General features: G+C 73.6%; 30 protein-coding genes. 14 read left to right on the forward strand and 16 right to left on the reverse strand.

Annotation, left to right across the window (positions count from 1 at the left end):
- Positions 1–10: 10 nt before the first annotated feature.
- The gene (locus tag H505_RS0113750; RefSeq protein ID WP_051300643.1) at positions 11–1,381 is read right to left on the reverse strand and encodes a carotenoid oxygenase family protein; all 1,371 of its coding nucleotides are present in this window, start codon (positions 1,379–1,381) and stop codon (positions 11–13) included.
- Between the two features lie 134 nt (positions 1,382–1,515).
- Here H505_RS0113750 and H505_RS0113755 point away from each other — a divergent pair, with 134 nt between their 5' ends.
- Positions 1,516–2,052: a PadR family transcriptional regulator gene (locus H505_RS0113755; protein WP_026402459.1), complete on the forward strand. Its 537-nt coding sequence runs from the start codon at positions 1,516–1,518 to the stop codon at positions 2,050–2,052.
- 60 nt (positions 2,053–2,112) lie between these two features.
- Here the strand turns inward: H505_RS0113755 and H505_RS0113760 are convergent, their stop codons facing one another.
- Positions 2,113–2,934, reverse strand: a complete 822-nt coding sequence (locus tag H505_RS0113760) for an NAD(P)H-binding protein (protein ID WP_026402460.1) — start codon at positions 2,932–2,934, stop codon at positions 2,113–2,115.
- Positions 2,935–3,036: 102 nt separating this feature from the next.
- Here H505_RS0113760 and H505_RS0113765 point away from each other — a divergent pair, with 102 nt between their 5' ends.
- Entirely contained in the window at positions 3,037–3,645 is a 609-nt protein-coding gene (locus H505_RS0113765) for a TetR family transcriptional regulator (protein ID WP_026402461.1), read from the forward strand.
- A 9-nt stretch (positions 3,646–3,654) separates the two neighbouring features.
- Here H505_RS0113765 and H505_RS0113770 read toward each other — a convergent pair whose 3' ends face one another.
- From H505_RS0113770 to H505_RS0113780, 3 genes are all read right to left on the reverse strand, one after another.
- Complete coding sequence (locus H505_RS0113770) at positions 3,655–4,443, reverse strand: site-2 protease family protein (protein ID WP_034517839.1); 789 nt, start codon at positions 4,441–4,443, stop codon at positions 3,655–3,657.
- A gap of 1 nt (position 4,444) precedes the next feature.
- On the reverse strand, positions 4,445–5,035 hold the full coding sequence (locus H505_RS0113775; protein WP_026402463.1) for a TetR/AcrR family transcriptional regulator: 591 nt from the start codon (positions 5,033–5,035) through the stop codon (positions 4,445–4,447).
- Positions 5,036–5,107: 72 nt separating this feature from the next.
- The gene (locus H505_RS0113780; RefSeq protein WP_026402464.1) at positions 5,108–6,004 is read right to left on the reverse strand and encodes an SDR family oxidoreductase; all 897 of its coding nucleotides are present in this window, start codon (positions 6,002–6,004) and stop codon (positions 5,108–5,110) included.
- Between the two features lie 120 nt (positions 6,005–6,124).
- Here H505_RS0113780 and H505_RS0113785 point away from each other — a divergent pair, with 120 nt between their 5' ends.
- Positions 6,125–7,087, forward strand: a complete 963-nt coding sequence (locus tag H505_RS0113785; RefSeq protein ID WP_026402465.1) for a LysR family transcriptional regulator — start codon at positions 6,125–6,127, stop codon at positions 7,085–7,087.
- On the opposite strand, the gene H505_RS0113790 is transcribed toward H505_RS0113785, so the two are convergent.
- Positions 7,000–7,869 (reverse strand): NAD(P)H-binding protein, encoded by an 870-nt coding sequence (locus tag H505_RS0113790; protein ID WP_026402466.1) that lies wholly within the window; start codon positions 7,867–7,869, stop codon positions 7,000–7,002. The two genes, H505_RS0113785 and H505_RS0113790, sit on opposite strands and share 88 nt — an antisense overlap.
- Before the next feature lie 130 nt (positions 7,870–7,999).
- Here H505_RS0113790 and H505_RS0113795 point away from each other — a divergent pair, with 130 nt between their 5' ends.
- Genes H505_RS0113795 through aac(3) form a run of 3 tightly spaced genes read left to right on the forward strand, consistent with a single transcriptional unit; the run spans position 8,000 to position 10,792 of the window.
- Complete coding sequence (locus H505_RS0113795) at positions 8,000–8,869, forward strand: LysR family transcriptional regulator (RefSeq protein WP_026402467.1); 870 nt, start codon at positions 8,000–8,002, stop codon at positions 8,867–8,869.
- Between the two features lie 50 nt (positions 8,870–8,919).
- A complete protein-coding gene (gene bla / locus H505_RS0113800; RefSeq protein ID WP_026402468.1) occupies positions 8,920–9,876 on the forward strand; it encodes a class A beta-lactamase in 957 nt (318 codons plus the stop codon).
- Between the two features lie 52 nt (positions 9,877–9,928).
- The gene (gene aac(3) / locus H505_RS0113805; protein WP_026402469.1) at positions 9,929–10,792 is read left to right on the forward strand and encodes an aminoglycoside 3-N-acetyltransferase; all 864 of its coding nucleotides are present in this window, start codon (positions 9,929–9,931) and stop codon (positions 10,790–10,792) included.
- Here the strand turns inward: aac(3) and H505_RS41725 are convergent.
- Positions 10,789–11,244: a hypothetical protein gene (locus tag H505_RS41725; protein WP_051300645.1), complete on the reverse strand. Its 456-nt coding sequence runs from the start codon at positions 11,242–11,244 to the stop codon at positions 10,789–10,791. The two genes, aac(3) and H505_RS41725, sit on opposite strands and share 4 nt — an antisense overlap.
- Before the next feature lie 128 nt (positions 11,245–11,372).
- On the opposite strand from H505_RS41725, the gene H505_RS41730 reads away from it, so the two are divergent.
- The gene (locus H505_RS41730) at positions 11,373–12,020 is read left to right on the forward strand and encodes a DUF6461 domain-containing protein (protein WP_051300646.1); all 648 of its coding nucleotides are present in this window, start codon (positions 11,373–11,375) and stop codon (positions 12,018–12,020) included.
- Here the strand turns inward: H505_RS41730 and H505_RS0113820 are convergent.
- Together H505_RS0113820 and H505_RS41735 are read right to left on the reverse strand one after the other, a co-directional pair.
- Positions 12,007–12,234 carry a hypothetical protein gene (locus H505_RS0113820; RefSeq protein ID WP_026402470.1) on the reverse strand — a complete coding sequence of 76 codons (228 nt, stop codon included), beginning with the start codon at positions 12,232–12,234 and terminating at the stop codon, positions 12,007–12,009. The two genes, H505_RS41730 and H505_RS0113820, sit on opposite strands and share 14 nt — an antisense overlap.
- Positions 12,231–12,620 (reverse strand): ATP-binding protein, encoded by a 390-nt coding sequence (locus tag H505_RS41735; protein ID WP_034517841.1) that lies wholly within the window; start codon positions 12,618–12,620, stop codon positions 12,231–12,233. Before H505_RS41735 ends, H505_RS0113820 begins: the two co-directional genes overlap by 4 nt.
- A 124-nt stretch (positions 12,621–12,744) precedes the next feature.
- Between H505_RS41735 and H505_RS0113830 the strand changes: the two genes are divergently transcribed.
- Both H505_RS0113830 and H505_RS48925 read left to right on the forward strand, forming a co-directional pair.
- Positions 12,745–13,524, forward strand: a complete 780-nt coding sequence (locus tag H505_RS0113830; protein ID WP_026402471.1) for a helix-turn-helix domain-containing protein — start codon at positions 12,745–12,747, stop codon at positions 13,522–13,524.
- The gene (locus H505_RS48925; RefSeq protein WP_084550218.1) at positions 13,515–13,691 is read left to right on the forward strand and encodes a DUF397 domain-containing protein; all 177 of its coding nucleotides are present in this window, start codon (positions 13,515–13,517) and stop codon (positions 13,689–13,691) included. The genes H505_RS0113830 and H505_RS48925 overlap by 10 nt, the downstream gene beginning before the upstream one ends.
- Before the next feature lie 209 nt (positions 13,692–13,900).
- Here H505_RS48925 and H505_RS0113835 read toward each other — a convergent pair whose 3' ends face one another.
- The gene (locus H505_RS0113835; protein WP_026402472.1) at positions 13,901–14,326 is read right to left on the reverse strand and encodes a hypothetical protein; all 426 of its coding nucleotides are present in this window, start codon (positions 14,324–14,326) and stop codon (positions 13,901–13,903) included.
- 155 nt (positions 14,327–14,481) lie between these two features.
- Here H505_RS0113835 and H505_RS0113840 point away from each other — a divergent pair, with 155 nt between their 5' ends.
- From H505_RS0113840 to H505_RS0113850, 3 genes are read left to right on the forward strand one after another with little or no spacing between them, the layout of a single operon-like run.
- Positions 14,482–15,123, forward strand: coding sequence for a DUF998 domain-containing protein (locus tag H505_RS0113840; RefSeq protein ID WP_026402473.1), 642 nt, complete (start codon positions 14,482–14,484; stop codon positions 15,121–15,123).
- Between the two features lie 44 nt (positions 15,124–15,167).
- Entirely contained in the window at positions 15,168–15,539 is a 372-nt protein-coding gene (locus H505_RS0113845) for a YciI family protein (RefSeq protein ID WP_026402474.1), read from the forward strand.
- Positions 15,536–16,774 (forward strand): RNA polymerase sigma factor, encoded by a 1,239-nt coding sequence (locus tag H505_RS0113850; protein ID WP_026402475.1) that lies wholly within the window; start codon positions 15,536–15,538, stop codon positions 16,772–16,774. The genes H505_RS0113845 and H505_RS0113850 overlap by 4 nt, the downstream gene beginning before the upstream one ends.
- A 108-nt stretch (positions 16,775–16,882) precedes the next feature.
- Here the strand turns inward: H505_RS0113850 and H505_RS0113855 are convergent, their stop codons facing one another.
- Positions 16,883–17,332, reverse strand: coding sequence for a carboxymuconolactone decarboxylase family protein (locus H505_RS0113855; RefSeq protein ID WP_245592507.1), 450 nt, complete (start codon positions 17,330–17,332; stop codon positions 16,883–16,885).
- 171 nt (positions 17,333–17,503) lie between these two features.
- Here H505_RS0113855 and H505_RS0113860 point away from each other — a divergent pair, with 171 nt between their 5' ends.
- Positions 17,504–18,391, forward strand: coding sequence for a LysR family transcriptional regulator (locus H505_RS0113860; RefSeq protein WP_026402477.1), 888 nt, complete (start codon positions 17,504–17,506; stop codon positions 18,389–18,391).
- A 699-nt stretch (positions 18,392–19,090) separates the two neighbouring features.
- Here H505_RS0113860 and H505_RS0113865 read toward each other — a convergent pair.
- From H505_RS0113865 to H505_RS0113885, 5 genes are all read right to left on the reverse strand, one after another.
- Positions 19,091–19,537, reverse strand: coding sequence for a hypothetical protein (locus H505_RS0113865; RefSeq protein WP_034517843.1), 447 nt, complete (start codon positions 19,535–19,537; stop codon positions 19,091–19,093).
- A gap of 90 nt (positions 19,538–19,627) precedes the next feature.
- Positions 19,628–20,920: a preprotein translocase subunit SecY gene (locus H505_RS0113870; protein WP_026402479.1), complete on the reverse strand. Its 1,293-nt coding sequence runs from the start codon at positions 20,918–20,920 to the stop codon at positions 19,628–19,630.
- 25 nt (positions 20,921–20,945) lie between these two features.
- Entirely contained in the window at positions 20,946–21,473 is a 528-nt protein-coding gene (locus tag H505_RS0113875; RefSeq protein WP_084550220.1) for a WD40 repeat domain-containing protein, read from the reverse strand.
- A 45-nt stretch (positions 21,474–21,518) separates the two neighbouring features.
- Positions 21,519–22,199 carry an endonuclease NucS gene (nucS, locus tag H505_RS0113880; protein WP_026402481.1) on the reverse strand — a complete coding sequence of 227 codons (681 nt, stop codon included), beginning with the start codon at positions 22,197–22,199 and terminating at the stop codon, positions 21,519–21,521.
- A 41-nt stretch (positions 22,200–22,240) separates the two neighbouring features.
- On the reverse strand, positions 22,241–22,849 hold the full coding sequence (locus H505_RS0113885) for a TetR/AcrR family transcriptional regulator (protein WP_026402482.1): 609 nt from the start codon (positions 22,847–22,849) through the stop codon (positions 22,241–22,243).
- A gap of 122 nt (positions 22,850–22,971) precedes the next feature.
- On the opposite strand from H505_RS0113885, the gene H505_RS0113890 reads away from it, so the two are divergent.
- A complete protein-coding gene (locus tag H505_RS0113890; RefSeq protein WP_026402483.1) occupies positions 22,972–25,113 on the forward strand; it encodes an MMPL family transporter in 2,142 nt (713 codons plus the stop codon).
- The last annotated feature ends 12 nt before the right edge of the window (positions 25,114–25,125 follow it).

Here is a 25,125-nt window from a genome sequence, read left to right on the forward strand (position 1 = left end):
CCGCGAGGCGTCAGGCGTCGGGGAACCAGTTCCCGTGGAACCCGGCCGGGACCCGGCGGGGCAGCCGGACGGACGCGACGGCCCGGGTGACGTCCGTCGCGTCCAGGACGAGGAGGTCCGTGGCGGACGCGCCGGAGACGATCGACAGCAGCCAGCCCTCGTCCTCTGCGCGCGCGCCCTCGGCCGGGACGAACACGGCCTCGCCGACGTGCACGTCGCCGTCGAACTCGTGCGCGGTCGACGAACCGTCCCGCACGTCGTACTTCACGATGGCGTTGTCGGCCACGGTGTAGAGGTACCGGTTCGGCAGGCCCGTCCGGGTTTCGTCGTGGGTGGGGAACTCGACGGCCCGGTCGTCGAGCCGCTCCTCGGCGACGCGTCCGGTCGCGGGGTCGAGCGTCCAGCGGTGCAGGCGGGCGCTGTCGAACAGCGCCGCCGCGCGGACCGGGTCGGCGGAGCCGCCGATCCGCTCCCACAGGGCGGTGAACCCGCCGGGGGCGTACCGCACGGCGTCGAGGACGATCCGGCCCGCCGCGTCCTCGTGCGCGTTCCCGACGTGGAAGACGTAGCACGGGTCGATGTCGAACCATCGGACGTCCCCGGCGGAGTCCCGGCGCATGACGCCGAGCCGCGCCCGGTACCCGTCGTCCCAGCGGTACGGCATGGGCCGCCCGGCCATCGCCAGGTCGAGGTCGAACACGACGGGCAGGTCGAGCCAGACGACGTGGTTCTCGGTGACGGCGAAGTCGTGCATCATCGTCCCCGCGGGCACGTCGATCTCGCGGCTCTCCACGAGCCGTCCGTCCGCGGCGAGGCGGTGGTAGGTGAGGTACGGCGGGAGGAAGCCGTAGCCGAAGAACAGCAGCTCGCCGGTCGCCGGGTCCTGCTTGGGGTGCGCGGTCATCGCGGTGGTGAGGCGCCCGCCGAAGTCGCGGGGGCCGAGCGTCTCGAGGTCGGGGGTCACCGCGTGCGGGAGCCCGGCCTCCACCAGCGCGAGGATCTCGCCGGCGTGCCGGACGACGTGGGTGTTGGCGGGGACGGCGGCGAGGTCGAGCGTCCCGTCCTTGTGCACGTACGGGGCGTCCTCGGTGAACTCCCGGGTCCGCACCCAGCGGTTGCGGTACCACTCGGCGCGGCCCGCGCGGAGCCGGACGCCGTGCAGCATCCCCGGGCCGGTGAACCAGTGGCCGCTCGGCCGCCCCGGCGGCGGGTTGGGGCCGTTGCGGAAGTAGCGGCCGGTCAGGTCGGGCGGGAGGGTGCCCGTGACGGGGAGGTCGGTCGCCTCGATCTCGTCCGGGACGGGGGCGAGATGCCCGTCGAGCCACATGCCGGTGTCCCGGGTCGTGCCGGTGTCCTGGGTCGTGCCGGTGTCCTGGGTCATGGTGGGGCCTGCCTTTCGTCGGACGGCTCCGGCGCGGTCCGGGGTCGCCTCGGGGGAGCACATTCCACTATTGACAGGTCGAACGTAGACATTCCAGTTATGACATGTCAAGACGGGAAGGTAGGGTGGACGCCATGAGCCTGCGACACGCCGTGCTGGGACTGATCGCCGAACTGGACGGGGCCAGCGGCTACGACCTGCTGAAGATGTTCGAGATCTCGCTCGCGAACGTGTGGCCGGCCACGCAGAGCCAGGTCTACGGCGAACTCGGGAAGCTCGCCGACGCGGGGCTCATCGACGCGGCGGTCGAGGGGCCGCGCGGCCGCAAGGAGTACGCGATCACCGACGCGGGGCGGGCCGAGCTGCACCGCTGGCTCGTGGAGGCCGAGCCCAAGAAGCCGATGCGCGACGAGACGCTGCTGCGCGTCTTCCTGCTCGGCAGCGCCACCCCGCAGGAGGCGCAGGAGTACATGCGGGCCGAGACCGACCGGCTCGACGGCGCCCTGGACGAACTCGCCGCCCTCGACGGGAAGGTCGACTGGGACGACGACGACCTCTCGCGCTACGGGCGGCTCGTCATCGAGTACGGCAGGCGGTCCCTCGCGATGCGCCGCGACTGGTTCGAGTGGGCCCGCGCCGAGATGCGGTCGTTCGACGAGCCCGCCCGCTAGCGCGGGCCCTCCGGGCCGGGCCGCCGCCCTCGGGGGCGCGGCGGCCCGGCCGTCCGGCCGTCAGCGGAAGTCGTCGGCGTGGTCGGCGGCCCAGTCGGCGAACGTGCGCGCCGGACGTCCGGTGATGCGCTCGACCTCGCCGGTCGGCTCCGCGGGGGCGTCCACGGAGCCCGCGCGCAGGCGGAGCAGGACGTCCACCAGGCCCTCCCGCATGTAGGGCAGCGCCGACATCTCCTCGCGCGCCTCCTCCGGGGTGATCTCCTCGAAGACCGCCGGGAGGCCGGTCGCCTCGGCGATGGCGCGGACCTTCTCCGGGTCCGTCAGCGCCTCGGGGCCGCTCAGCACCGGACGCGCGCCGAGCAGCGCGTCGGTGAGCAGGGCGCGGCCCGCGACGGCGGCGACGTCGCGCTCGTGGACCGGCGCCGACCGGCCCGCCGCGTACGGCGCCCGCACCGGGCGCCCGGCGCGGATCGCGTCCCGCCAGCCCAGCGCGTTGGACGCGAACTCGCCGGGGCGCACGAACGTCCACTCGAGCCCCGAGTCCTCGATCGCGGCCTCGAACGCGAGGTGGTGGGCGGCGAGGTCGTTGGCCGGGTCGGGGTCGAGCGCGGCGGCCGACGACAGCAGGACGGCGCGGCGGACGCCGTGCCCGGCGGCGCGGGGGAGCAGGTCGCCGAGGCCGTCCCGGAACGCCGCGGGGTTGATGAAGATCGCCGTGACGCCGTCCAGCGGCATGTCGGCGGTGCGGGCGACCTCGACCTCGGTGGGCAGCCGCGCGGTCGCCGGGTCGCGGGTGAGCGCGCGGATCTTCGCGCCCGCGCAGAGCAGCTCGCCGACCACGTGGCGGCCGACGTTACCGGTGGCACCGGTGACGAGGAACATGGCGGTTCTCGCTTTCCGTGGGGAACCGCACCAGGTTCATCCAAGTGGATGAACTTGTCAACCGAATGGATGAAGCGGTGGGCGCGCGGCTACGATGGCCGCGTGACGGAACGCAGGGCACGGGCGCGGCGGGCGCCGGAACCGGACGAGCGCAGGCTCGACGCCGAGCGCACGCGCAGGCTCCTGCTGGAGGCGGCGCTGGACGAGTTCGCCGCCAAGGGGTACGCGGGCGCCCGCGTGCAGGACATCGCCGACCGGGCCGGCGTCAACAAGCAGCTGATCAGCTACCACTTCGGCGGCAAGGCGGGCCTGTACCGCGAGCTCGGCCGCCGCTGGCTGGAGCGGGAGGCCGAGTTCAACGACCCCGGCGTGCCGCTGCACGACCTCGTCGTCCGGTACCTGCGCAACGCGCTGGACGACCCGCGCGGCTCGCGGCTCGAAGCGTGGCGCGGCCTCACCGAGGACCCCGGGGAGGGCCCGTCCCACCCGCCCGAGGACCTGTCGGACATGGCGCGCCGCAAGGCCGCCGGCGAGATCGCCGGCGACCTCGACCCCGGCTACGTCATGCTCGCGCTGCACGCGCTGGTGTCACTGCCGATCACCCGGCCGACCGTCGTCCGGGACGTCCTCGGCGAGGACCCCGCGTCGCCCGCGTTCCGCGAGCGCTACGCCGAGCAGCTCGCCCGGATCGTCCGCCACCTCGCGGGCTGAGGCCCCGGGTCAGTCCTGCCAGAACTGGAACAGGGCGTGGCCGATCGCGATCTGGAGCTCCTCCAGGCCGATCGCGTCGGTGATGGAGTAGACGAGGTTGAAGAAGCCCTCGTTGATGGGGCCGAGCCACAGCAGCGCGACCAGCACCAGGAACGCGTACCCCGCGTACTGGCTCGCCTGCCGCACCCAGCTCCGCGGCAGGTACGGCTCGATGATCCCGAAGCCGTCCAGGCCCGGGATCGGCAGCAGGTTCAGGATCGCGGCCGTCACCTGGAGGAACGCCAGGAACGCCACGCCCACCCAGAAGACGCTGTGGGAGTCGTCGGCGAGGGTGTTGAGCAGGACGGCCAGGACGACGGCGAACAGGATGTTCGACAGCGGGCCCGCCGCCGAGATGAGGCTGTGCCGGATCTTCCCGCGGATCGAGTGCCGGTCGATCCACACCGCGCCGCCCGGCAGGCCGATGCCGCCGAGCAGGATGAACAGCACCGGGATCGCGAAGCTCAGCACCATGTCGGCGTACTTGAACGGGTTGAGCGTCAGGTAGCCCTTGGTGGCGACGCTGTGGTCGCCCGAGCGGAACGCCGTGTAGGCGTGCCCGAACTCGTGCAGGCACAGCGACAGGATCCACCCGGCCAGCACGAACACGAACAGCGCGATCCGGGCCGGCTGTTCGGTGATCTGCCCGTACCGCCACGTCACCAGCCCCGCCAGGGCGGTCGCCGCCACGATCAGCAGGAACACCGGGCTCGGCCGGACCGCCGAACCTCCCCGCGTGCCGTGCGCGATGTCCGTCATGTCATGCCCTTTCCGCCGCGATGGCGGGCACGACGTAGGTGCGCAGGAAGCGGCGCAGCCCGTCGGCGTCCCGGTCGCGGTCCATCACGATCAGCGAGGTGATGATCCGGAAGAGGAACTCCACCGTGCCCTCCACCTCGATGTCCGGCCTGAGCGTCCGCTGCCGCTGCGCGCGCTCGAAGTGGGGCCGGACGTACTCGCAGCACAGGTCGAGGACGTGCTCGGCCGCCCCCGCCACGGCCGCCTGCATGTGCCCCGCCGCCTCCGGCACGAGGAAGTGCGCGATCGTCGGCGCGCCGCGGACGTACTCGACCGCGTCCAGCGTGCCCTCGACGATCGCCTCCGGGACCGACCGCTCCTTGCGGAGCCGCTCGGTGAGGTAGTCGAGGAAGCGCAGGAGGTCGCGCACGACGACGGCGAGGATCAGTTCGTCGCGTCCCCCGGTGACGGCCCGGTAGACCGTCGCCCGGGACAGCTTCGCCGCGGCCGCGATGTCCTCGACCGTGGTTTTCGCCACTCCGAACCGGCCGAAGCACTCTTCGGCGGCGTCGATGATGCGCTCACGGGTGGCGTCGGAGGCGACCGGGGGCATGCCCTGAACACTACCGGGCGCCCGCGCCTGCCCGTGATGCGCAGGAAGTCGCCCGTGCGGGAGGCCCGGCCGTCAGCCGAAGTAGTGGCCGTCCTCCAGGTCGGCGAGCAGCGAGACCTCCTCGGGCTTCCAGCCAAGCCGCTCGCGGGTCAGCGCGCTCGACGCCGGAAGGTCGAGCGACGCCATGAAGCCGATCCAGCCGAAGTGCGCCGCCGCCTCCCCGCGCGGGACCCCGACGACCGGCACGTCCAGGCGGCGCCCGATGACGGACGCGATGTCGCGCAGCGGCACCCCCTCGTCGTCCGCCGCGTGCAGCCGCGTGCCCGGCGCCGCGCCCTCGAGCGCCAGCCGGAACAGCCGCGCCGCGTCCAGCCGGTGGACGGACGGCCAGCGGTTCGCCCCGTCCCCCACGTGGCCCGCGACGCCCCGCTCCCGCGCGCAGGCGATCAGCGCCGGGACGAACGCCCGGTCGCCGTGCCCGTGCACGGACGGCGGCAGCCGGACGATCGACGACCGCACCCCCCGGTCGGCCAGCGCGAGCGTCGCCGCCTCCGTCGGCGCCCGGTGCGACATCGGTCCGTCGGGGTCCGCCTCGTCCTCTTCCGTCAGAATCTGCCCCGGGGCTTTCGCCACCATTCCCGACGTGACCGCGAACGGCTTCCCGGAGCCCTCCAGCGCGGCCCCGATCGCCTCGACGGCGCGCAGGTCGAGCGCGCCCGCCGAACCCAGGTCCGTGAAGTCGTCGTGCCGGAACGCCAGGTGGGCGACGCCGTCGGCCGCCCGCGCCGCCGCGGCGAGCCCCTCCGGGTCGTCCAGCGAGCCCCGGTGCACCTCGGCGCCCGCCTCCTCCAGTTTCGCGGCGGCCGCGTCCGAACGGGCGAGGCCGACGACCCGGTGCCCGGCCCCGATGAGTTCGCGGACGACGGCGGAACCGACGAAGCCGGTCGCGCCGGTGACGAACACGCGCATGATCCACTCCTTCGATGGGAATCGGTGCGCCCATCGTCGGAAGCGCGGGCGGCCCGCGTCCAACGCCTCTTCCGCAAGGCGCAATACGTTTCAGGCATCACTCCTGGCTAGGCTGCCGGTATGGCCGACCTGGACCTCCGTCTCGTCCGCTACTTCACGGCCGTCGCCGAGCACCGCCACTTCGGCCGCGCCGCCGAGGCCCTGCACATCACGCAGCCGTCCCTCAGCCGCCAGGTGCGCGCCCTCGAACGGCGGCTCGGCGCCCGGCTGCTGGACCGCACGCCCCAGGGCACCCGGCTCACGGAGGCGGGCGAGGTCTTCCTGCCCCGCGCCCGGGCCCTGCTGCGCTCGGCCGAGCAGGCCGCCGCCGCGACCCGCGCCGCCGCCGAGCCGTCCCGGATCACCATCGGCTACACGAGCGTCATCGTCACCCCGGCCGTCCGCGAACTGCGCCGCCGGCACCCGGACGCCGACGTCCGCACCGTCCACGTCGCGTGGAACGAGCCCCGCTCCGCCCTGCTCGACCACCGCGTCGACGCGGTGGTCGCCTGCCTCCCGTTCCCGACGGACGGGCTGCACGTCACCGTCCTCTACGACGAGCCGCGCGTCCTGGTCGTCCCCCTCGACCACCGCCTCGCCGGGAAGGAGTCGGTCACCCTCGACGACATCGCCGACGAGCCCATGCCGCGGGTGCCCGATCCCGACCCGGACTGGGAGGCGTTCTGGCGGCTCAACCCCCGCCCCGACGGGCGCCCCGCCCCGGACGGCCCCCTCATGGAGGCCATCGAGGACAAGTTCGAGTTCGTCGCCGCCGGCGAGGCCGTCGCCATCATGCCCCGCCCGCGCCACCACGCCCTCCGCCCCGACCTCACCACGGTCCCCATCGAGGGCCTCGCCCCGGGCCACGTCGCCCTGGCCGCCCGCGCCGGCGACCGCAACCCCCTCGTCGCCGACTTCCGCAAGATCGCCCGGTCCCGCCTGCCGGGCGGCTCGGGTCAGGCCGCGACGGCCGGTCGCAGGACGTCCTCGCACCACTCGCGGAACCCGGTCGGCGACCGCTTGACGTCCGGCCCCACGTCGTAGATGCCCCGGTTCTGCGCGTCCGCCATGTCGATCACGGCCTGCGCGGTGCCCTCGGCCGCCCCGTTCCGCAGCAGCGCGGCCCTGTACTCGGCGAGCCCCGTCTCCACGTACCGGACGGGACGTCCCAGCACCTCCGCCATCGTGCGCGCCATGTCCACGGGGGTGAGGTCGCCGGGCGCGAGCACCGGGACGCCGTCCCGCCCGTCCCACGTGCCGTCGAGCAGCAGCTCGGCCGCGGCGGCGGCGATGTCGCGGACGGCGCACAGGGCGAGCGTCCGGTCCGCGCCGGAGGTGAGGCGGAACTCGCCCGCCCCGATCGAGGCGGTCTGGCCGAGCAGGTTCTCCATGAAGAACGGCATCCGGAGCGCCCGGAAGCCGGCGCCGGTGCTCTCCAGCATGCCCTCCATCGCGTGCGCCGCCGCGAGGTGCCCCGTGGGGCCGGGGAAGCCGCGGCCCAGGCTCGACACCGCGACGACCCGCTCGACGCCCCGCCGCTCGATCGCGTCGCACGCGGCGGCGGTGAAGTCCGCGTAGTACCGCCGGACGTCCGCGACGGAGAAGTCCGGGGGGACGAGCCAGAACACGCGGTCGGCGCCCGCGAACGCCCGCGAGACGACCTCGGCGTCGGCGTGCGATCCCCGCACGGTCTCGACGCGCCCGCGCACCGCTTCGGGCAGCCGCGCGGGATCCCGCACGATCACGCGGACGTCCTCCCCGGCGTCCAGCAGGAGGTCCAGGAGCAGGCGGCCGATCCGGCCGGTGGGGGCGGTGACGACGATCATGGGATCTCCAGTTCGGAAGGGGAGCGCCCGGAACCGGGCGCCTCCGACGATGCCCGCCCGCGCGGCGCGGCTGAAGGATCGCTTCGGACGCGCGCATTACCCTGAGGGCAATACCGATCGGAGGACGTCCGTGGAGTCCAGGCCGCTGCGCTACTTCGTCGCCGTCGCCGAAGAACTCAACTTCACCCGCGCCGCCGAACGCCTCGGCATCTCCTCCCCGCCCCTCTCCCGGGCGATCCGCGCACTCGAGAGGGAACTGGGCGTCGCCCTCTTCGAGCGGTCGACGCACCACGTCGCGCTCACCCCGGCGGGGACCGTCCTGCTCGCCGAGGCCCGCGCCGCCCTCGACGCCCTGGACGCGGCCGGGCGCCGGGCGCGGCGCGCCGCCGCCCCCGAACTCGTCCTCGCCGCCAAACCCGACGGCGACGCGGGCCTCCTGGAGACCCTCCTGGAGAAGTACGCGACGGAACCGGACGCCCTCCCGGTCGCCGTCCGCCTGTGCGGCTGGGGCGACCAGACGCGGCTGCTGCACACCGGCGAGGCCGACGCGGCCCTGATCGGCGAGCCGTTCGACCGCACCGGGCTCGACACCGAACCGGTGTCCGCCGAGCCCCGCGTGGCCGCCCTCCCGGCCGCGCACCCCCTCGCCGCGCGCGACCGGACCGCCCTCGCCGACCTCGCCCTGCCCGGCGTCGAGCCGTCCCGTCCGGACGGGCTGCGCCGCTTCCTCGACGGCATCGTCGAGCGGCACGGCGTCCGCGACCTGCCCCACCTGCTGAAGCTCGTCGAACTCGGCGAGGTCGTCACGCTGCTGCCCGCGTCCGTCGCCGCCCGGTACCCGCGCCCCGGCGTCGCCTACCGTCCCGTCCCCGACGCGCCTCCCGCGGTGCTCGTCATCGCGTGGCCGCGGCAGTCCCGTTCGAGGGCCGTCGCCGCGCTCGTCCGCGCCGCCGCGTCCCTCGCGACGAGCGACCATATGCCTTCCCATATCGAGTGCTGAGCAATATCAATATTGGACACGCTCGAACGGTCGGTGATCTTCTAGCCCGCATGACCCGACCCTTTCTCCGGCTGGGCGCCGCGGCACTGACCACCGGCGCGCTGCTCGGCGGCGCGGCCTGCGGGGCCGCCCCGACCGAGCCCCGCGTCGCGATCCCGGTGGCTGAAACCGGCAAGATCGCCCCGAAAACCGCCCTGGACGAGACGCTGGCGGAGATCGAGAAGTCCCGCGGCGTGCGCATCGGCGCGGCGGGCATCGACCTCGCCACCGGCAAGGCCGTCGGCTACCGCGCCGGCGAGCGCTTCCCGTTCAACTCGATGTTCAAGGTGTTCGCGTGCTCCGCCGTCCTGCACAAGGCGCGCACCGACAGCCCCGGGCTCATGGACAAGGTGGTCCGCTGGACGCCCGGCGACATGACCGGGCTCACCGGGAACTCGCCGGAAACCACCGAGTACACCGACACCGGCATGACGCCCGCGCAGCTGTGCCGCGCGGGGATCACCAAGTCCGACGGCTTCGCGGGCAACAAGCTGCTGGACCAGATCGGCGGACCGTCCGGCCTGACGCGGTTCTTCCGCACCAACGGCGACCGGGTGAGCCGCCTCGACCGTCCCGAGCCGCACCTGACCGAGTGGGAGCCCGGCCAGGTCCGCGACACGACCACCCCCGCGGCCGCCGCCCGCACCTTCACCGGCCTCACCACCGGCAACGCCCTGCACCCGAGCGACCGGGCGCGGCTCGTCGGCTGGCTGAAGGCGAGCCTCACCGGCGCCGACCGCATCAAGGCCGGGCTGCCCTCGGACTGGACGGTCGGCGACAAGACCGGCACCGGCGGCGCGTCCAACCACGGGACGGCGGGCGACATCGCGCTCGTGTGGTCGCCCGGAACGGAGGAGCCGATGGTCCTGGCCGTCCTCACGAACCGCACCACCGACGACACCCCGCACGACGACAAGGCCATCGCCGAAACCGCGACCGCCCTCGCCCGAGCCCTCGGCCGCCTCTGACCGCGCCGAAAACCGGTTGGCCGGCCGCGTACGCCGCGCATATTTTCCGATCATGGACGAGCATGAGCTCCTCGAGCGCTCCGGCGGCCCGGTCACCCGCAGCGGACTCGTCCGCGATCTGCGCGCGTTGGGCCTGGCCGAAGGCGACATCGTCATGTTCCACACCCGGATGTCGGCCTTGGGGTACGTCGCGGGCGGCCCCCCGACGGTCATCAACGCGCTGCGGGACGCGGTCGGCGCGGCGGGCACGCTGATGGTCACCTGCGGCTGGAACGACGCCCCGCCCTACGAGTTCACCGACTGGCCCGCGGAGTGGCAGGCGGCCGTGCGCGCCGAGCACCCCGCCTACGACCCGCGGGTCAGCGAGGCCGACCACCACAACGGCCGCCTCGTCGAGGCACTGCGCCGCTGGCCGGGCGCGGTCCGCAGCCGTCACCCCGACGCCGGCTTCGCCGCGCTCGGCCCGGCGGCCCACGCCCTGATGGACGACCACCCGTGGGACGACCCGCACGGCCCCGGCAGCCCGCTGGCCCGCCTCGCCGCCCGGGGCGGCCGGGTGCTGCTGCTGGGCGCACCGCTCGACACCCTGACGCTCCTGCACCACGCGGAGGCCCTCGCCGACGCGCCGGGGAAGCGGTTCGTCGACTACGAGCAGCCGATCACCGTGGACGGCGAGCGCGTCTGGCGGCGCTTCCACGACATCGACTCCGAGAACGGCGCCTTCGACTACACCCCGGTCGTGCCCGAGGGGACGGACCCCTTCGAGGCCATCGCCCGCGACATGATCGCCGCCGGGCACGGACGCCACGGCCGAGTCGGCGCCGCGACCAGCCACCTCTTCGAGGCCCCCGACGTCGTGACCTTCGGCGTCGACTGGATCGAGCGCAAACTCGGACGGCCGGACGGCTCCGCCTAGGGAAGCCGCGCCCCCAGCGCCCGCACCGACCAGTCGAACACCTCCGCCAGGCTCTCCGGCGGCGACCAGCCGTTGACCACGGAGAGGAGCGCGAAGCAGCGCTCGCGGCGCGGGTCGCCGGCGGTCTCCAGGCGCTCCAGCAGTCGACGGCGGAGTTCCACGCCGTCGGGCCGACCCAGGAGGCGCGCGTAGTGGGCCGTGAGGGCGGCGACGACCGCGTCGGCCTCGGGCGACAGCGGGTCCGTCCCGGCCTCCAGGGCCGGGGCGACCTCGGCGCGGACGAGCGCCCCGAGGTCGGGCCGCGGCACGGTCCCCTCGCCGCGCTCGGCCGCCTCGTCCGTCACCAGCCGCCGCACGACCGCGCGGAACCCCGGGTCCTGGGACGGCTCGGCCGGCTCCGCCCACGCGCGGACCTGCTCGCCCGTCGGATTCTCGGGCGGCTCGGGGGTCATCGTGCGGCCGAGCCCGGGGCCGACGCCGTATACGGCTCACACGACCTTCATCTCTGACCACTCCAGGCCACGTCCCGTCCGCAATAGCACGCCCCCCACCGGGCCCGCCTTCTGCCACGGTGATCACCATGGCGCCCACCGCGACGGACTACCAGTGGATCAGCGAGTACCGGGAACTGGTCGAGGGGTACTGCGCAACCCTGGTCAGAGGGATCACCGTGCAGCAGTTCCTGCAAGGCTTGCAGGCCGAGCCCCTGGGAGACCTCTCCGGCTATGAGGACCTGGACCAGCGGACCACGGAATTGTTCACCGAGTTCCGGCGAAACCGCGCCGTCGGTCGCCGATACCTGATCGGGGCCACCGGCGTCTCTGGGGACCAGGACGAGTGGGTTCTTGGCTTGGAACGGCACGGTGGCCTAGGTGTTACGGACCGGCTCGCGGCGCCGCTGTCGCGAGGCACCCGCCTGGTCTCCCACTTCCGCAACGTCAACGCGGTCGACCGGTTTCACTGGTACGAGGACGGCGAACCCCGGACCCGGTTCGAGCCGATCTTCGCGACCCGTCGGGAAGGATCCACACCGGACGAACTCGTGGAAGTGATGACAGAGGTGGGCTTCGACCTGCCGAGCGGGGACGAGCCCGACTCCTCCGTGCACACCGCGGCCACGTTTGCCCTGGCCGAGCGGCTAACCGGGGTCCGCCTCACCCCGGACCTGCTCGACAAGGCGACCTTCACCGCCGGGCTCGTGCCGCAGAACGCGGTCAGGAAGCCCTGACCGCATCCTCGAACGCGCCAGGGGAGCCGAAAAACCGCGTCACCCGTTCCGCCGCGGCAGGTTCCGCCACGGCGAGCATCTCCAGCAGGCCGTCACTGGAGGACGCCGAGATGTGGACGCGACCCGTCGCGCGCCACACGCCGTCCCGGTCCCGTGCGATCGTCCACTCGGGGAAAAGCCGCCGGAGGAAGAGCAGCAGCACGTCCTCGCTCACGCGGGCACCGGTTCGAGTTCGGCCCACACGACCTTCCCGCCCTCGCTCAGCGGACGGGTGCCCCAGCGGCGCACGAGCGCCTCGACGAGCAGCAGCCCGCGCCCCGACTCGGCGGCGAGGTCCACCGGACGGACGACGGGCGGTTCGTCCGACACGTCCCACGCCTCGACCACGGCCGCGCCGTCGTCCCGCCGGTAGGCCCGCACGACGACGGGGTCGCCCGCCCGCGACCCGTGCCGGATCGCGTTCGCCGCCAGTTCGCCGACCACCGTCCGCGCGACGCAGTCGTCCAATCTCCATGCCCCGAACGTCACCGCGACGAAGTCGCGCACCTGCTTCACCGCCCCCGGATTCGCCTTGATCACGAGGATCGCCGACTCGGACATACAACCGTCACCTCCGATTTTCTGTGACTCCAAGCACAGGATTCGCTGCGGTGAGTAGCGTCACCAGGGAAGTGGCTGGTCACAAACGCATCGGTGTCATGCGCTGTCCCCCTGGAGGTTCTCCATGGCTACGAGGAAGCCCACCCCCCAGACGCTCGCCTTCGGGGCGGAGGTCGCCCGCCAGCGCAAGGAGCGCGAACTCTCGCGGGTCGAACTCGCCAAGCTCGCCGCCGTGACCCGCTCGTACATCGCCCAGGTGGAGCTCGGTACGACCCGGTGCCGCCAGGACTTCGCGGAGCGGCTGGACGCGGCCATGAAATGCGCGCCGACTCTGGTGGACGCCTGGACCGATCTCCTGAGTTCGGCCTCGTATCCCAAGTTCTTCGTGGACTACCCCAAGGCCGAAGCCACCGCCGTCCTCCTGCGCGCATACGAACTCACGGTGGTGTACGGGCTCTTCCAGACCGAGGCGTACATGCGTGCGCTGCTTGACACGGAACAGGCCGTCGAAGCCCGTCTCAAGCGCCAGGCGATCTTGAAGCGGCAGCATCCACCCAAGGTGAGCGTGGTACTCAACGAACTTGTTCTGCACACCGAGGTTGGTGGCCCGGCCGTGATGAAAGAGCAGTGCGAGCGGCTCATCGAAGTGGCGGCGCTCGAGAATATCGTCCTGCAGGTCGCGCCTACCGGGCGTTACTGGGATTTGGATGGCTCATTCAACTTGGCTACTCAGGCAACGGGGGAGGAGTTGGCCTACATGGCCGCTGCGCGGGGTGGGCTGACTACCAGCGATCCCGCCGATATCTTGTACGTCGTCAGCGCGTTCTCCTCTATTCAGGCACACGCGTTGAGTCCCAGCGAGTCCATTGAGTTAATCCGAAAGGTGGCCGCCCGATGGAACTGATCAACTGGCGGAAGTCGCGGCAGAGCGGATCGCAGGGTGACGCGTGCGTGGAGGTTGCTGCGCTGCCTGACGGCGTCGGAGTCCGGGACAGCAAGGATCCGGGGGGTGGGTATCTCGTGCTCGGTCGTGTTGCGTTTCGGAACTTGCTCGACGGGCTGAAGCGGTGAGAGCGCGTAGTTCCGCAGGTGGCGGAGCGCGAGGGCGGCGTGCGGGCCCTCGGTGACCAGCGTGGAACGGCCGGCGGAAAGGATCTCGTCGAGCCGGTCGGACTCCGTCGAAGACGTCCATGGCCGCCCTTTGGCCGGACCACAGTCGGTTCGGCCAAAGGGCGGCACCGGTTTGTGCGGGCGGGTGCTGTGCCGCCCCTTGGCGGCTGTCAGATGCGGGTCGAGGTGGAGGCGTAACCGCCGCCGCCGGGGTAGACCCACTCGCCGGTGAGGGTGTTGCCGTCGGCGCTGAAGGTGCCGTCGTAGTAGGCGGGGCTGCCCTTGGCTCCGGCCCAGATGGTCAGCTTGTCGCCCTCCAGTTCGTAGACGTAGTCGAAGGTGTTGCCCGCCGAGTCGTAGTACCGCGACACCACGTCGGTCCCCGTCGGCTCACCGAACGGGCGCAGGTTGCCGATGACCTCCATGCCGGTGACGGGCTCGCCGAACTGGGTGAGCTCGACGTGCTGGAGCAGGAAGAACCCGCCGGGCATCCACTCGTAGCGGACGGTCCCCTCCGCGCCGCCGGTGACGTCCCAGGTGCCGACCAGGCGGTCGAGGGCCTTCACTGCGGTGCTGGGCTGCTGCGTCTCGGTCATGTCGTCCTCCTGTGCGGTTGCTTGCCGGTACCTCGGAGCCCCCAGCCGGGCTTTGACGTCCAATGGGTGTGATCTGAATCACAGTCGGACGGCGTCAAGAAGTTCGGTGCGGGTCCGAGGTAGCGGGCGAGAACCCACCGACAAGGGAGGACGTCATGACCGCCACCGCCGTTCCCGTCCGCGAGACCGTTCGGACGTCCGGGCGCCTGCTGCTCGCGGGAGCGCTGGCCGGGCCGCTCTTCTTCGCCTCGGCGATCGCGCAGATGCTCACCCGCGAGGGCTTCGACATCACCCGGCACCCCATCAGCCAGCTGTCCACCGGCGACTTGGGGTGGATCCAGATCCTCACCTTCGTCCTGGCGGGGGCGGGCGCGCTGGGGCTGGCCGCCGGCGTCCGGCGCACGCTCACCGAGGGGCTCGGACGGCGGGCGCTGCCGATCCTGGTGGGCGTCTTCGGCGCCGGGCTGGTGGCGGCCGGGGTCTTCACCATGGACCCCGAAAAGGGCTTCCCGGCCGGTACCCCCGAGGGGCTGGTCGCGCAGATGTCCTGGCACGGCGTCGCGCACTCGGCCGCCGCGGCGGTGGCGTTCGCCGCGCTGGCCGCCGCGGCGATCGTGCTGGCGGTCCGGTGCGCCCGCCGCCGGGCCACGGCTCCCGCCGTGCTGAGCGGTGTCGCCGCGCTGGTGCTGCTGGTGCCGATGACGCCCGCCCACATGAGCATCCAGATCGCGGTGAACGGCGCGGTCGCCTTCACCTGGACGACCGTGCTCGCGGTGTGGCTGCGGCGCGCCGCCTGACGCGACCGTAACGTTGCCCGCGACGACCGATCGAAGGATTCACGATGAAGTACCTGCTGCTGGCCTACACTCCGGCCGCCGCGTGGGACGCCGCCACCGCCGACGTCCCCTCGGAGGAGGCGCTGGCCGCGTTCGCGACCTACCGGAAGCTGGAGGAGGAGCTGATCGCGTCCGGTGAGTTCGTGACCAGCGAGGGCCTGGGGCATCCGGCGGTCAGCACCACCGTCCGCCGCGACGGCGGCACGGTGGTCGCCACCGACGGCCCCTTCGCCGAGCTGAAGGAGGTCCTGGCCAGCTTCGCCGTGATCGACGTGACGGGCCGGGAGCGCGCCGTCGAGATCGCCGCGCGCATCGTCGAGGCGCTCGGCGAACCGATCGAGATCCGCCCGATCATGGGCGAGGACTTCGGGGCGTGAACCGGGAGCTCGAGCACCTGCTGCGCACCGAGGCGCCGCAGGTGCTCGGCGCGCTCGTCCGCCGCTTCGGCCGGTTCGACGTCGCCGAGGACGCGGTGCAGGAGGCGCTGCTGGCAGCGAGCCGCAGTTGGCCGGACGAGGGCGTCCCGGAGAACCCGCGGAGCTGGCTCATCCGTGTCGGGTACCGGCGCATGGTCGACCTGATCCGCTCCGACCATGCCCGCCACCGCCGCGAGCGGGAGGTCGGCGCGGCAGAGTCGGCGATGCAGGCACCCGAGCGCCGGGCGGGCCCCGTCCGCGAGACCGACGACAGCCTGACCCTGCTGCTGCTGTGCTGCCATCCGGTGCTGGAGCCAGCCTCCCAGGTGGCGCTCACGCTGCGGGCGGTCGGCGGCCTGACCACCGCCGAGATCGCCCGCGCCCACGGGACGACCGAGTCCACCATGGGCGCCCGGATCAGCCGCGCCAAGCAGCGGCTGGCCCGCGCCGGAGCGCGCTTCGCGCCGCCCACCGACGCCGACCGCGACGGACGCATCGCCGCCGTGATGCGGGTGCTCTACCTGGTCTTCAACGAGGGCTACACCGCCACCTCCGGCGACCGGCTCGCCCGGGTCGACCTGACCCGCGAGGCGATCCGGCTGACCCGCATGCTGTGCGCCGCGCTGCCCGGCGACGCCGAGGCGACCGGTCTGCTGGCGCTGATGCTGCTCACCGAGTCCAGGCGCACCGCCCGCACCGACGGCGGCGACCTGGTCCCCCTGCACGAGCAGGACCGCACCCGGTGGGACCGCGACCTGATCGCCGAGGGCACCGCCCTCATCGACGGCGTCTGGAACCGCGACCGGCCGGGGCCCTACCAGATCCAGGCCGCCATCGCCGCCGTGCACGCCGCGGCGTCCTCGCCCGACGAAACCGAATGGGCCCAGATCGCCGTGCTGTATCTGTGGCTCGAACGGCTCACTCCTACGGCGCCGGTCCGGCTCAGCCGCGTGGTGGCGGTCGCGCACGCCTACGGTCCGGCCCGCGGTCTGGCGCTCCTGGACGACCTGGTCCGGCGCCACCGCCTGGACCTGGATCCGCTCGCCGGGCAGCGCGAGCACGCGGTCCGCGCCCACCTGCTCCAGATGACCGGCGACACCGCGCGCGCGGCCGACCTCTACCGCCGGGCGGCCGACCTGACCGGGAACGAGGTCGAGAAGCGCTACCTGCTCGGCAAGGCCGACGGCCTCGGCTGAGCGGCAGGGACGCCGGCCCGCGGTGACCGCGTGCCGCTCCGAAGGGGACGGGCGGGGGAGCGGCACCGGCCCGGGCGGAGCGGCCGCCGGGCTCGGTGCCGCGCCAGGTCAGGTCCAGGAGGTGCCGGCGGGCTCCTTGATGGCCGCGTTGAGACGGTTGAACATGTTCGTCACGCCGATCAGCAGGATGAGCGCGGCGAGCTGCTTCTCGTCGAAATGGTCGGCGACCCGGTCCCACAGTTCGCCGTCCACGGCGTCGCCGGAGCGGTCGGCGAGCCGGGTGACCGCCTCGGTCAGCTCCAGCGCCGCCCGCTCGCCGTCGTCGAAGAACGGCGCCTCCCGCCACGCGGCGACCGCGGCGATCCGCTCGGCGGGCTCCCCGGCCTTCACCAGGTTGGCGTGGTGGGCGTGGACGCACGCCGAGCAGCCGTTGATCTGGCTGGCGCGCAGGCCGACGATCTCCTGCAGTTCGTGGGAGATACCGCCCTGGTTCACGGCCTTGAAGATGGCGCCGATGCCCTTCATGCCGTCGGGCAGCACGAAGGCGGGATTGGTCATGCGCGCTTGCATTGTCGGGTCCTTTCGCGGGGGTGGCACGGCCCCCGAAGGGGCGGGTCGGTGAAGAACCGCCGGCGGCATCACCAACCTTCGCCGGGGCGCGGGCCGCGATCAACGTAAACTTCGCGCACATGCCGATAACGCAGGGGTTATGACCCGAGAGGGACGCCGGTGGAGCTGCGTGACATCGAGATCTTCCTGACGCTGGCCGAGGAGCTGCACTTCGGGCGCACCGCCGACCGCCTCCACGTGTCCCAGGCGCGGGTCAGCCAGGCGATCGCGCGGCAGGAGCGCCACCTGGGCGGGCGGCTGTTCGACCGCTCCAACCGCCGCCGGATCCGCCTGACCGCGCTGGGCCGCCAGCTCCACGACGACCTCCGGCCCGTCTACGTGAGCCTGCTCGACGGCCTGGAACGCGCCCGGCTGGCCGCCCGCGGCGTCACCGCCGTCCTGCGCGTCGGCATGCTGCCGTTCAACACCGCCGACCTGCACCCCTTCTGGGACGCCTTCCGCTCCCGGCACCCGCAGTGGCGGCTGCAGATCCGCCGCGCCCCGTTCACCGACCCGTTCGCGCGGCTCCGCGCCGGTGAGCTGGACGCCCTGATCGTGTGGCTGCCCGTGGAGGAACCCGACCTGGCGGTGGGCCCGGTCCTGTTCACCGATGCGCGGCTGCTCGCCGTGTCCGCCGAGGACGAACTGGCCTCGCGCTCGTCGGTGCCGCTGGAGGCGCTCGCCGGGCGCCGGCACGCCACCGCCCCCGCCATGCCGGACTACTGGGAGGACCGCTACCTGCCGTTCCAGACGCCGCGGGGCCGTCCCATCGAGCGCAGCCAGATCGTCACCAACGGCGACGACCTCATCCACCTGGTCAGCACGGGCGAGATCGTCCACGGCTTTCCCGCCCACGTCACGAAGTACTGGTCCATGCCGCACATCCGGTGGCTGCCCCTGCCGGACACGCCGCCCCTGTCGTACGCGCTGGTCTGGCGCCGTGAGGCCGAGAACGACGCCGTCCGCGCCCTCGCCGGAACCATCCGCGACCTCGGCCCCCGCCCCTGACCGACCGGACGGGCGCCAGGCGACGGCGTAGGGCGCTGCGGGCTGCGGGCCCGTGCCCTTGCGGGCGGTGATCCGGGCGCCCGACGCGAGGCGCGCCTTGACCTTCGTGCCCGGGACGACGACGTGCTCGGGCCCCTCGGGCGTGCGGACGCGCTCGTCGTGGCGGTCGACCCATTGGACGTCCAGGCCGCGCGGCGACCCGGGTCTCCTTGCGCAGCAGGACGAACGAGTACGGCGCGGGACCTCCGCGTCGAGCTGTTCGAGGCAGGTTCCGGCGAGGCCGTCGCCCGGGTCGAGGCGCAGTGCCTCGCGGTAGGCGGCGGTCGCCCCGTCGCGGTCGCCGAGCCAGGCGAGGGCGTGGCCGAGGTGGATCGGCACCAGCGGGTCACCAGGGTCGGCGTCGATCGCCGCGCGGGCGGCGTCGGCGGCGCGTTCGGCGGCCGGGGCGGTCACCGTCCCTGTCCTCGACGCCGTTGAAGGGCGGGCCGTCCCAGTCGTGGTCCCAGCCGGAGTTCACCTCGTGCTCCACGTCGGTGCACAGGCGGAACTCGAAGGACGCGACGAGGGAGCGGCCGATCGCGACCGTGGCGGGATCGGCGTCCCCCCGGTGCCGCGGTCGTCCCAGAAGCGGTAGGCACAGTCGCGGAGGAGCCGGAGGGCTTCACTCGGCAACCTCGGCACGACCGGGCCCGTGGCGGGTCAGTCGCCGGCGGGGTCGAGGACGCAGTCGTCGCCGCTGACGTCGACGTCGTCCGGGGCGGGCTCCCAGCGGAGGGTCTCGGGGCGGACGTCCAGGGTCACGTACGTCTCGCCCTCTTCGAGGCAGTAGTCGTGGTCGCGTCCGACGCGGACGCCGCCCAGGTCGGTGACGACGAAACCGCGCCTGCGGTCGAGCTGCACTTCGACGGTGAAGCCGTTGCTCCGGGAGTTGCGGAATTCCGCGTCCCGGGGGATCACCCACATCTGCGAGGTCTTCTGCTCGACCAATGCCTGGTCGCCCACCTCGTTGTCCTGGTCCCATCCGTCGATGTAGACGGTCATGCCCGGCTGGATCTGCCAAAGCGCGTTCAGGGGCTCGTTCGGGCAGGCCGCGGCCATAGTCAGGACGGGCAGACACGCCGCGGCCGCCCGGATCTTGCGGGACATGGGGGGACCCTTTCGATTGGTCGGACGGTCGCAGTTTCGCAGCAGGGACGGCGCTTCGCGTTAACGCCTCCGGTCCGTTCGCCGAACAATTCAGTTCTCGGCGGAACCCGTCCGAAGGCAGGGCGCGTATTCGTGCATTTTCTGTTCGGCCACGGCCTGCCGCACGGTCCGGGTGGCGGTGCCGAGCCCGGCGCCGAGAACGATCAGGACGGACGTGCCGAGGTGCGGCGCGCCGACGCCGAGGAGGGCGAGCGCGGCGTGCGGCAGCACGGCGAGGAGCCCGAGGACGAGCGGTGCGGTGAAGCCGACGCGTGACCGCACGTACGCGAGGTAGTCGGCGGTCGGGCGTCCGGGGCGGATCCCGGGGACGAACGCGCCTTCGCGCGCGAGCCGGTTCGCGGTGCCGGCGACGTCCAGGGTCCCCAGCGAGGAGGCGGACCTCGCGAGGACGGCGAGCGTGAACAGGGCGAGCAGGAACCAGGCGCTGCCGTGCAGGGGCGCCGTCCAGAGGCCGTCGGGAAGCCCGCCGCCCGGCCAGAGGCGGGCGGCGAGCGCGGGCACGTGCAGGACGGCGAGGGCGATCAGCACCGCGCGGAGCCCGGTGCGGTGGAGCGGGACGGGGATGTGGACCTTCCCGCCGCGGGGCGCGCGGACGCCGACCATCCGGCGGGCGTACTGGACGGGCACCCGCCGTTCGGCCTGCGTGAGGGCGGTCAGCGCGGCGACGGTGAGCAGGGCCGTGAGCAGGACGACGGCGAGCGCGGCGGCGAACGCGCCGGTGCCCCCGGTGTCCCGCACGTCCGCCAGGAGGCGGGGGAAGACGGCGCTGACCTGCGTGAAGAACAGGAGTGCGAGGCCGTGGCCGAATCCGCGTGCGTCGATCAGCCGGAGCAGGAGCACGGTGACCGCCGTCCCGGCCGTCAGGGACGCCGCGACGGCGGCGGGGCCCGCGCCGGTCAGGACGTCCCCGCCGGGGAGGCGTCCCCGGGAGGCCGCGGCGGCCGCGGCGGTGCCCATCGCGGCGCCGGCCGCGACGGCGAGGACATCGGTGTACCGGCGGATCCGGGCGGCGCCGCCGGGCTCGGCGGCGAGCGCCCGCAGGCGGGGCACGGCGCCGGTGAGGAGACCCATCGTGACGGCGGCGGCGACGTGCGGGAGCACGCCGAGGCCGAGGACGGAGAGGTGCAGCAGCGCGCCGCCGGTCAGCAGGTCGAACAGCGCGTACACCGGGTCGTCGCGGACGGCCGCGGCGGCGGCGTCGCGGAGCGCCGCGACGTCCGCGCCGGGGCTCGGCGCGTTCTGCCCGATCCGGTAGAGCAGCACGGCCACGACCGTGACGAGCAGTTTCGTCCGCACGCGGGGGGTGCGCAGGAGGGCCCTCACCCGGTTACTTGTACACGATTGTTCTTTAGATGTCGGCGCCGCCCGGGTGAACGCCCGGTGACGGCTCCCAGTCGAGTTCCCACACCCGGACGGTTCCGTCGCGGTGGCCCGCGACCACGAACCGGCCGTCGGCGGGCGCCGCGACGCAGGAGGCGTCATCCTCTTCGTCGAGAATCCGGAGATGCCCGCCGCCGGAGACGTCCCACACGTGGACGCCGTCCCAGTGGGCCGACACGGCGAACCGGTCGCCCGCGACGAACGCGAGATCGTTCGTCCACGGGGTGGGCCCCTCGACCGTCCGCACGTGCCGGCCGGAAGCGACGTCCCACAGGTGCAGGCGGGCCGTGTACTCGGCACCGGCGAGCGCGTACCGTCCGCCGGCGCTCAGGCACAGCGACGCCACGGACGTGCGGGGCCCGCCGAACGTGCGCAGCAGGGCGCCGGTCCGGGGATCCCACAGCCGGATCGCGGCGTCGCCGCCGCCCGCGCGCCGCGCAGGCCGACCCGGTCCGTCATCCGTCCACCCGGTTCGTCCGCGTGCACGTCGGCGCACAGCCTGGCGAACGAAGGTGTCTTTCTGGTGAAGCGGCGCGCGGCCCTAGAAGAGGGTGCCCTCGTGCTCGATGCCGCGGAGCGCGTCGTAGTCGAGCGTCACGCAGTGGATGCCGCGGTCGGTGGCGAGGACGCGCGCCTGCGGCTTGATCTCCTGCGCGGCGAACACCCCGCGGACGGGCGCGAGGTGCGGGTCGCGGTTGAGGAGTTCGAGGTAGCGGGTGAGCTGCTCGACGCCGTCGATTTCGCCGCGGCGCTTGATCTCGACCGCGACCGTGGCGCTGTCGGCGTCCCGGCAGAGGATGTCGACCGGGCCGATCGCGGTCGGGAACTCGCGCCGGATGAGCGTGTAGCCGTCGCCGAGGGTGGTGATGTGCTCGGCGAGGAGCTCCTGGAGGTGGGCCTCGACGCCGTCCTTGCGCAGGCCCGGGTCCAGCCCGAGCTCGTGGCTGCTGTCGTGCAGGAACTCCTCGATCGTGAGGATCAGCCGCTCGCCCGACTTGCCGTGCGTGACCGTCCAGCGCGCGACGGCGCCGTTCTCGGTGTACGGCTCCTCGCGCAGGGAGCAGGGCGGGTTCATCCAGTTCAGCGGCTTGTAGGCGCGATCGTCGGCATGGATGCTCACGCTCCCGTCCGCCTTGATCAGGACCAGGCGGGGGGCCATCGGGAGATGGGCGGTGAGCTTGCCGGCGTAATCGACGCTGCAGCGGGCGATGACGAGACGCACCCGCCCGAGCTTAGTGCGGACGGCGGGTGCGGGCGCCCGGTTCAGCCGTGCACGGCCAGGTGGATCACCGCGGCGATCAGCCGGTCGAGGTCGCCCTCGTGCGTGCCGTCGTCGCTGATCAGGTGCCGCTCGACCAGGCCGTCGAAGCCGTTGAGGAAGAACCGGGCGAGGGCGTCGGCGTCGGTGGCGAGGGCGACGCCGGTCTCCGCGGCGAGGCCGGTGACCAGGTCGGCGGCGGTGCGCTCCATGGCGAGCTGGTGCTCGCGCAGCGCCTCCCGGATGTCGGGGTCGCGGGAGCCGATGACGGTCAGCTCGTCGAACACGCGGAACCGTCCGGGCCGCTCGGCGTAGGCGTCCCACAGCGCCCGCGCCATGATCCGGACGGACGTCGCGAACCCCGCCGCGCCCGGCGCGGCCTCGGCGGGCGCGGCGGCGCACACCCGGTCGACCATCTCGCCGGCGAGCCGCTCGACGATCGCGCCGTACAGGTCGCGCTTGGTGCCGAACGTGTAGTGGACGGTCGCCTGCGCGACGCCCAGTTCGGCGGCGATGGCCCGCGTGCTACCGGCCTCGACGCCCTTGCGCGCCATCAGGTCGATGGCCGCCTCGACGAGCTGGGGACGCCGCTCGGCGGCGGGGACGTGCGCCATGGCCCAAGGTTACCGACGCCCGGGGACGTGGCGTCGCTCACCTTGTCACCCGACTTGTTCGAGTGACTAAGTCGCACGTACAGTCTGCGGCGGGACCACCGACGTTCAAGGGGGACGACCGCATGACGAACCTGCTGCACCGGCTGGGGCGCCTCGCCTACCGGCGGCGCGCCGCCGTGCTCGCGTGCTGGCTCGCGCTGCTCGCCGCGCTCGGCGGCGCGGCCGCCGCCTACTCGGGGCAGGTGAGCGAGGAGTACCGCGTCCCCGGCACCGAGGCCCAGCAGACCCTCGACCGCATCGCCGGGACCCTCCCCGAGTACGCGAACGCCTCCGGACGCGTCGTCGTCGCGGCGCCGCACGGCGAACGGCTCGACCCGCGCGACGTCCGCCCGGTCGTCCAGGCGGTCGGGCGGGTCCCGGACGTCGCGGAGGCCGTCGACCCGTTCGCCGCGCGGGCGGTCTCGCCGGACGGGCGCATCGCGATCGTGCAGGTCGTGTTCGACCGCCGTGTCGACGACCTCGGGGAGGCGCCCCGCGAAGCGGTGCGGGACGCGGCGCGGGCCTCGTCCGGTGACCTGCGCGTGGAGTTCGGCGGGGACGCCTTCATGCCGGCGGTCGAGGTCGGCGGGGCCGGCGAGGCCATCGGCGTCGGCGTCGCGGTCGTCGTCCTGCTGATCACGTTCGGCTCGCTGGTCGCCGCCGGGCTGCCGCTGCTCAGCGCGCTCGCCGGCGTCGGCGCCGGAATGGCCGGGCTGTACGCGCTCACCGGACCGCTGGAGATCATCTCGACCGCGCCGGTGCTCGCCCTGATGATCGGGATGGCCGTCGGGATCGACTACGCGCTGTTCGTGCTGTCCCGGCACCGGCAGAACCTCGCCGCCGGGCTCGACCCCGAGGACGCCGCCGCGCTCGCCGTCGGCACGGCGGGCGGCGCCGTCGTGTTCGCGGGCGCCACCGTCGTGGTCGCCCTCGCCGGGCTCGCCGTCGCGGGCGTCCCGTTCCTCACCGTGATGGGCCTGTCGGCGGCCGGCGCGGTGGTCGTCGCGGTGCTCGCCGCCGTCACCCTGCTGCCCGCGCTGCTCGGCTTCGCGGGCCGCGCCGTCACCCGGTTCCGCGTCCCCGGGCTGCGCGGGGGCGCCCCGGACGGCGCCGGGCTCGGCGCGCGCTGGGCGCGGCTCGTCGTGCGCCGCCCGGTGCCCGTCCTGCTCGGCGGCCTCGCGCTCGTCGGCGTCCTCGCCGTCCCCGCGCAGGACCTCCGGCTCGGCCTGCCCGGCGCCGGCTCCTTCCCCGCGAGCACCACCGCCCGCCAGGCCGACGACCTGACGGCCGAGGGGTTCGGGCCCGGCTTCAACGGCCCGCTGATCGCCGTCGTGGACGGCGGCCCCGACGCGGCGCGGCGGGCGGTCGCGCGCATCTCCGCGCTGCCCGGCGTCGCGGCCGTCCTGCCGCCCGGCGCCTCACCGGACGGACGCACCGCCGCGGTCACCGTCATCCCCGAGCACGGCCCCGACACCGCGGCCACCGAGGACCTCGTCGAGGCGATGCGGGCCGAACCGGGCGTCGCCGTCACCGGCACGACCGCCGCGAACATCGACGTCTCCCGGAAGCTGGGCGACGCGCTCCCGCCGTTCCTCGCCGTCATCACCGTGATCTCGCTGGCCCTGCTGACCCTCGCGTTCCGCTCGGTGCTCGTCCCGCTCAAGGCCGTCGCGGGCTTCCTGCTCAGCGTCGCCGCGTCCCTCGGCGCCGTCGTCGCGGTCTACCAGTGGGGGTGGCTCGCCGGCCTCGTCCCGGTCAACAAGGTCGGGCCGGTCGCGAGCTTCCTGCCCATCCTGCTGATCGGCGTGCTGTTCGGCCTCGCCATGGACTACCAGGTGTTCCTGGTGTCGCGGATGCGCGAGGAGTACGCGAAGGGCGCGGACGCCCGCACGGCCGTCGTCTCGGGGTTCGCCGGCGGCGCCCGCGTCGTGACGGCCGCCGCGCTCATCATGATCGCGGTGTTCGGCGGGTTCGTCGCCTCGCCCGACCCGATCGTCCAGGCGATGGGGTTCGCGCTCGCGGTCGGCGTCGCCGTCGACGCGTTCGTCGTCCGGATGGGCCTCGTGCCCGCCGCCATGGCGCTGCTCGGCCGCGCCGCCTGGTGGTTCCCGCGCCCGCTCGACCGGATCGTCCCGCGCATGGACCTGGAGGGCGCCGACCTGGAGGCCGCGGACCCGGAGCAGGCGCGCGCGACGCCGTCCGCGGAGTACGCGTCCCGGCCGTAAGGGGCCGGGACG

It is taken from the genome of Actinomadura rifamycini DSM 43936, assembly GCF_000425065.1.
Lineage (GTDB): Bacteria > Actinomycetota > Actinomycetes > Streptosporangiales > Streptosporangiaceae > Spirillospora > Spirillospora rifamycini.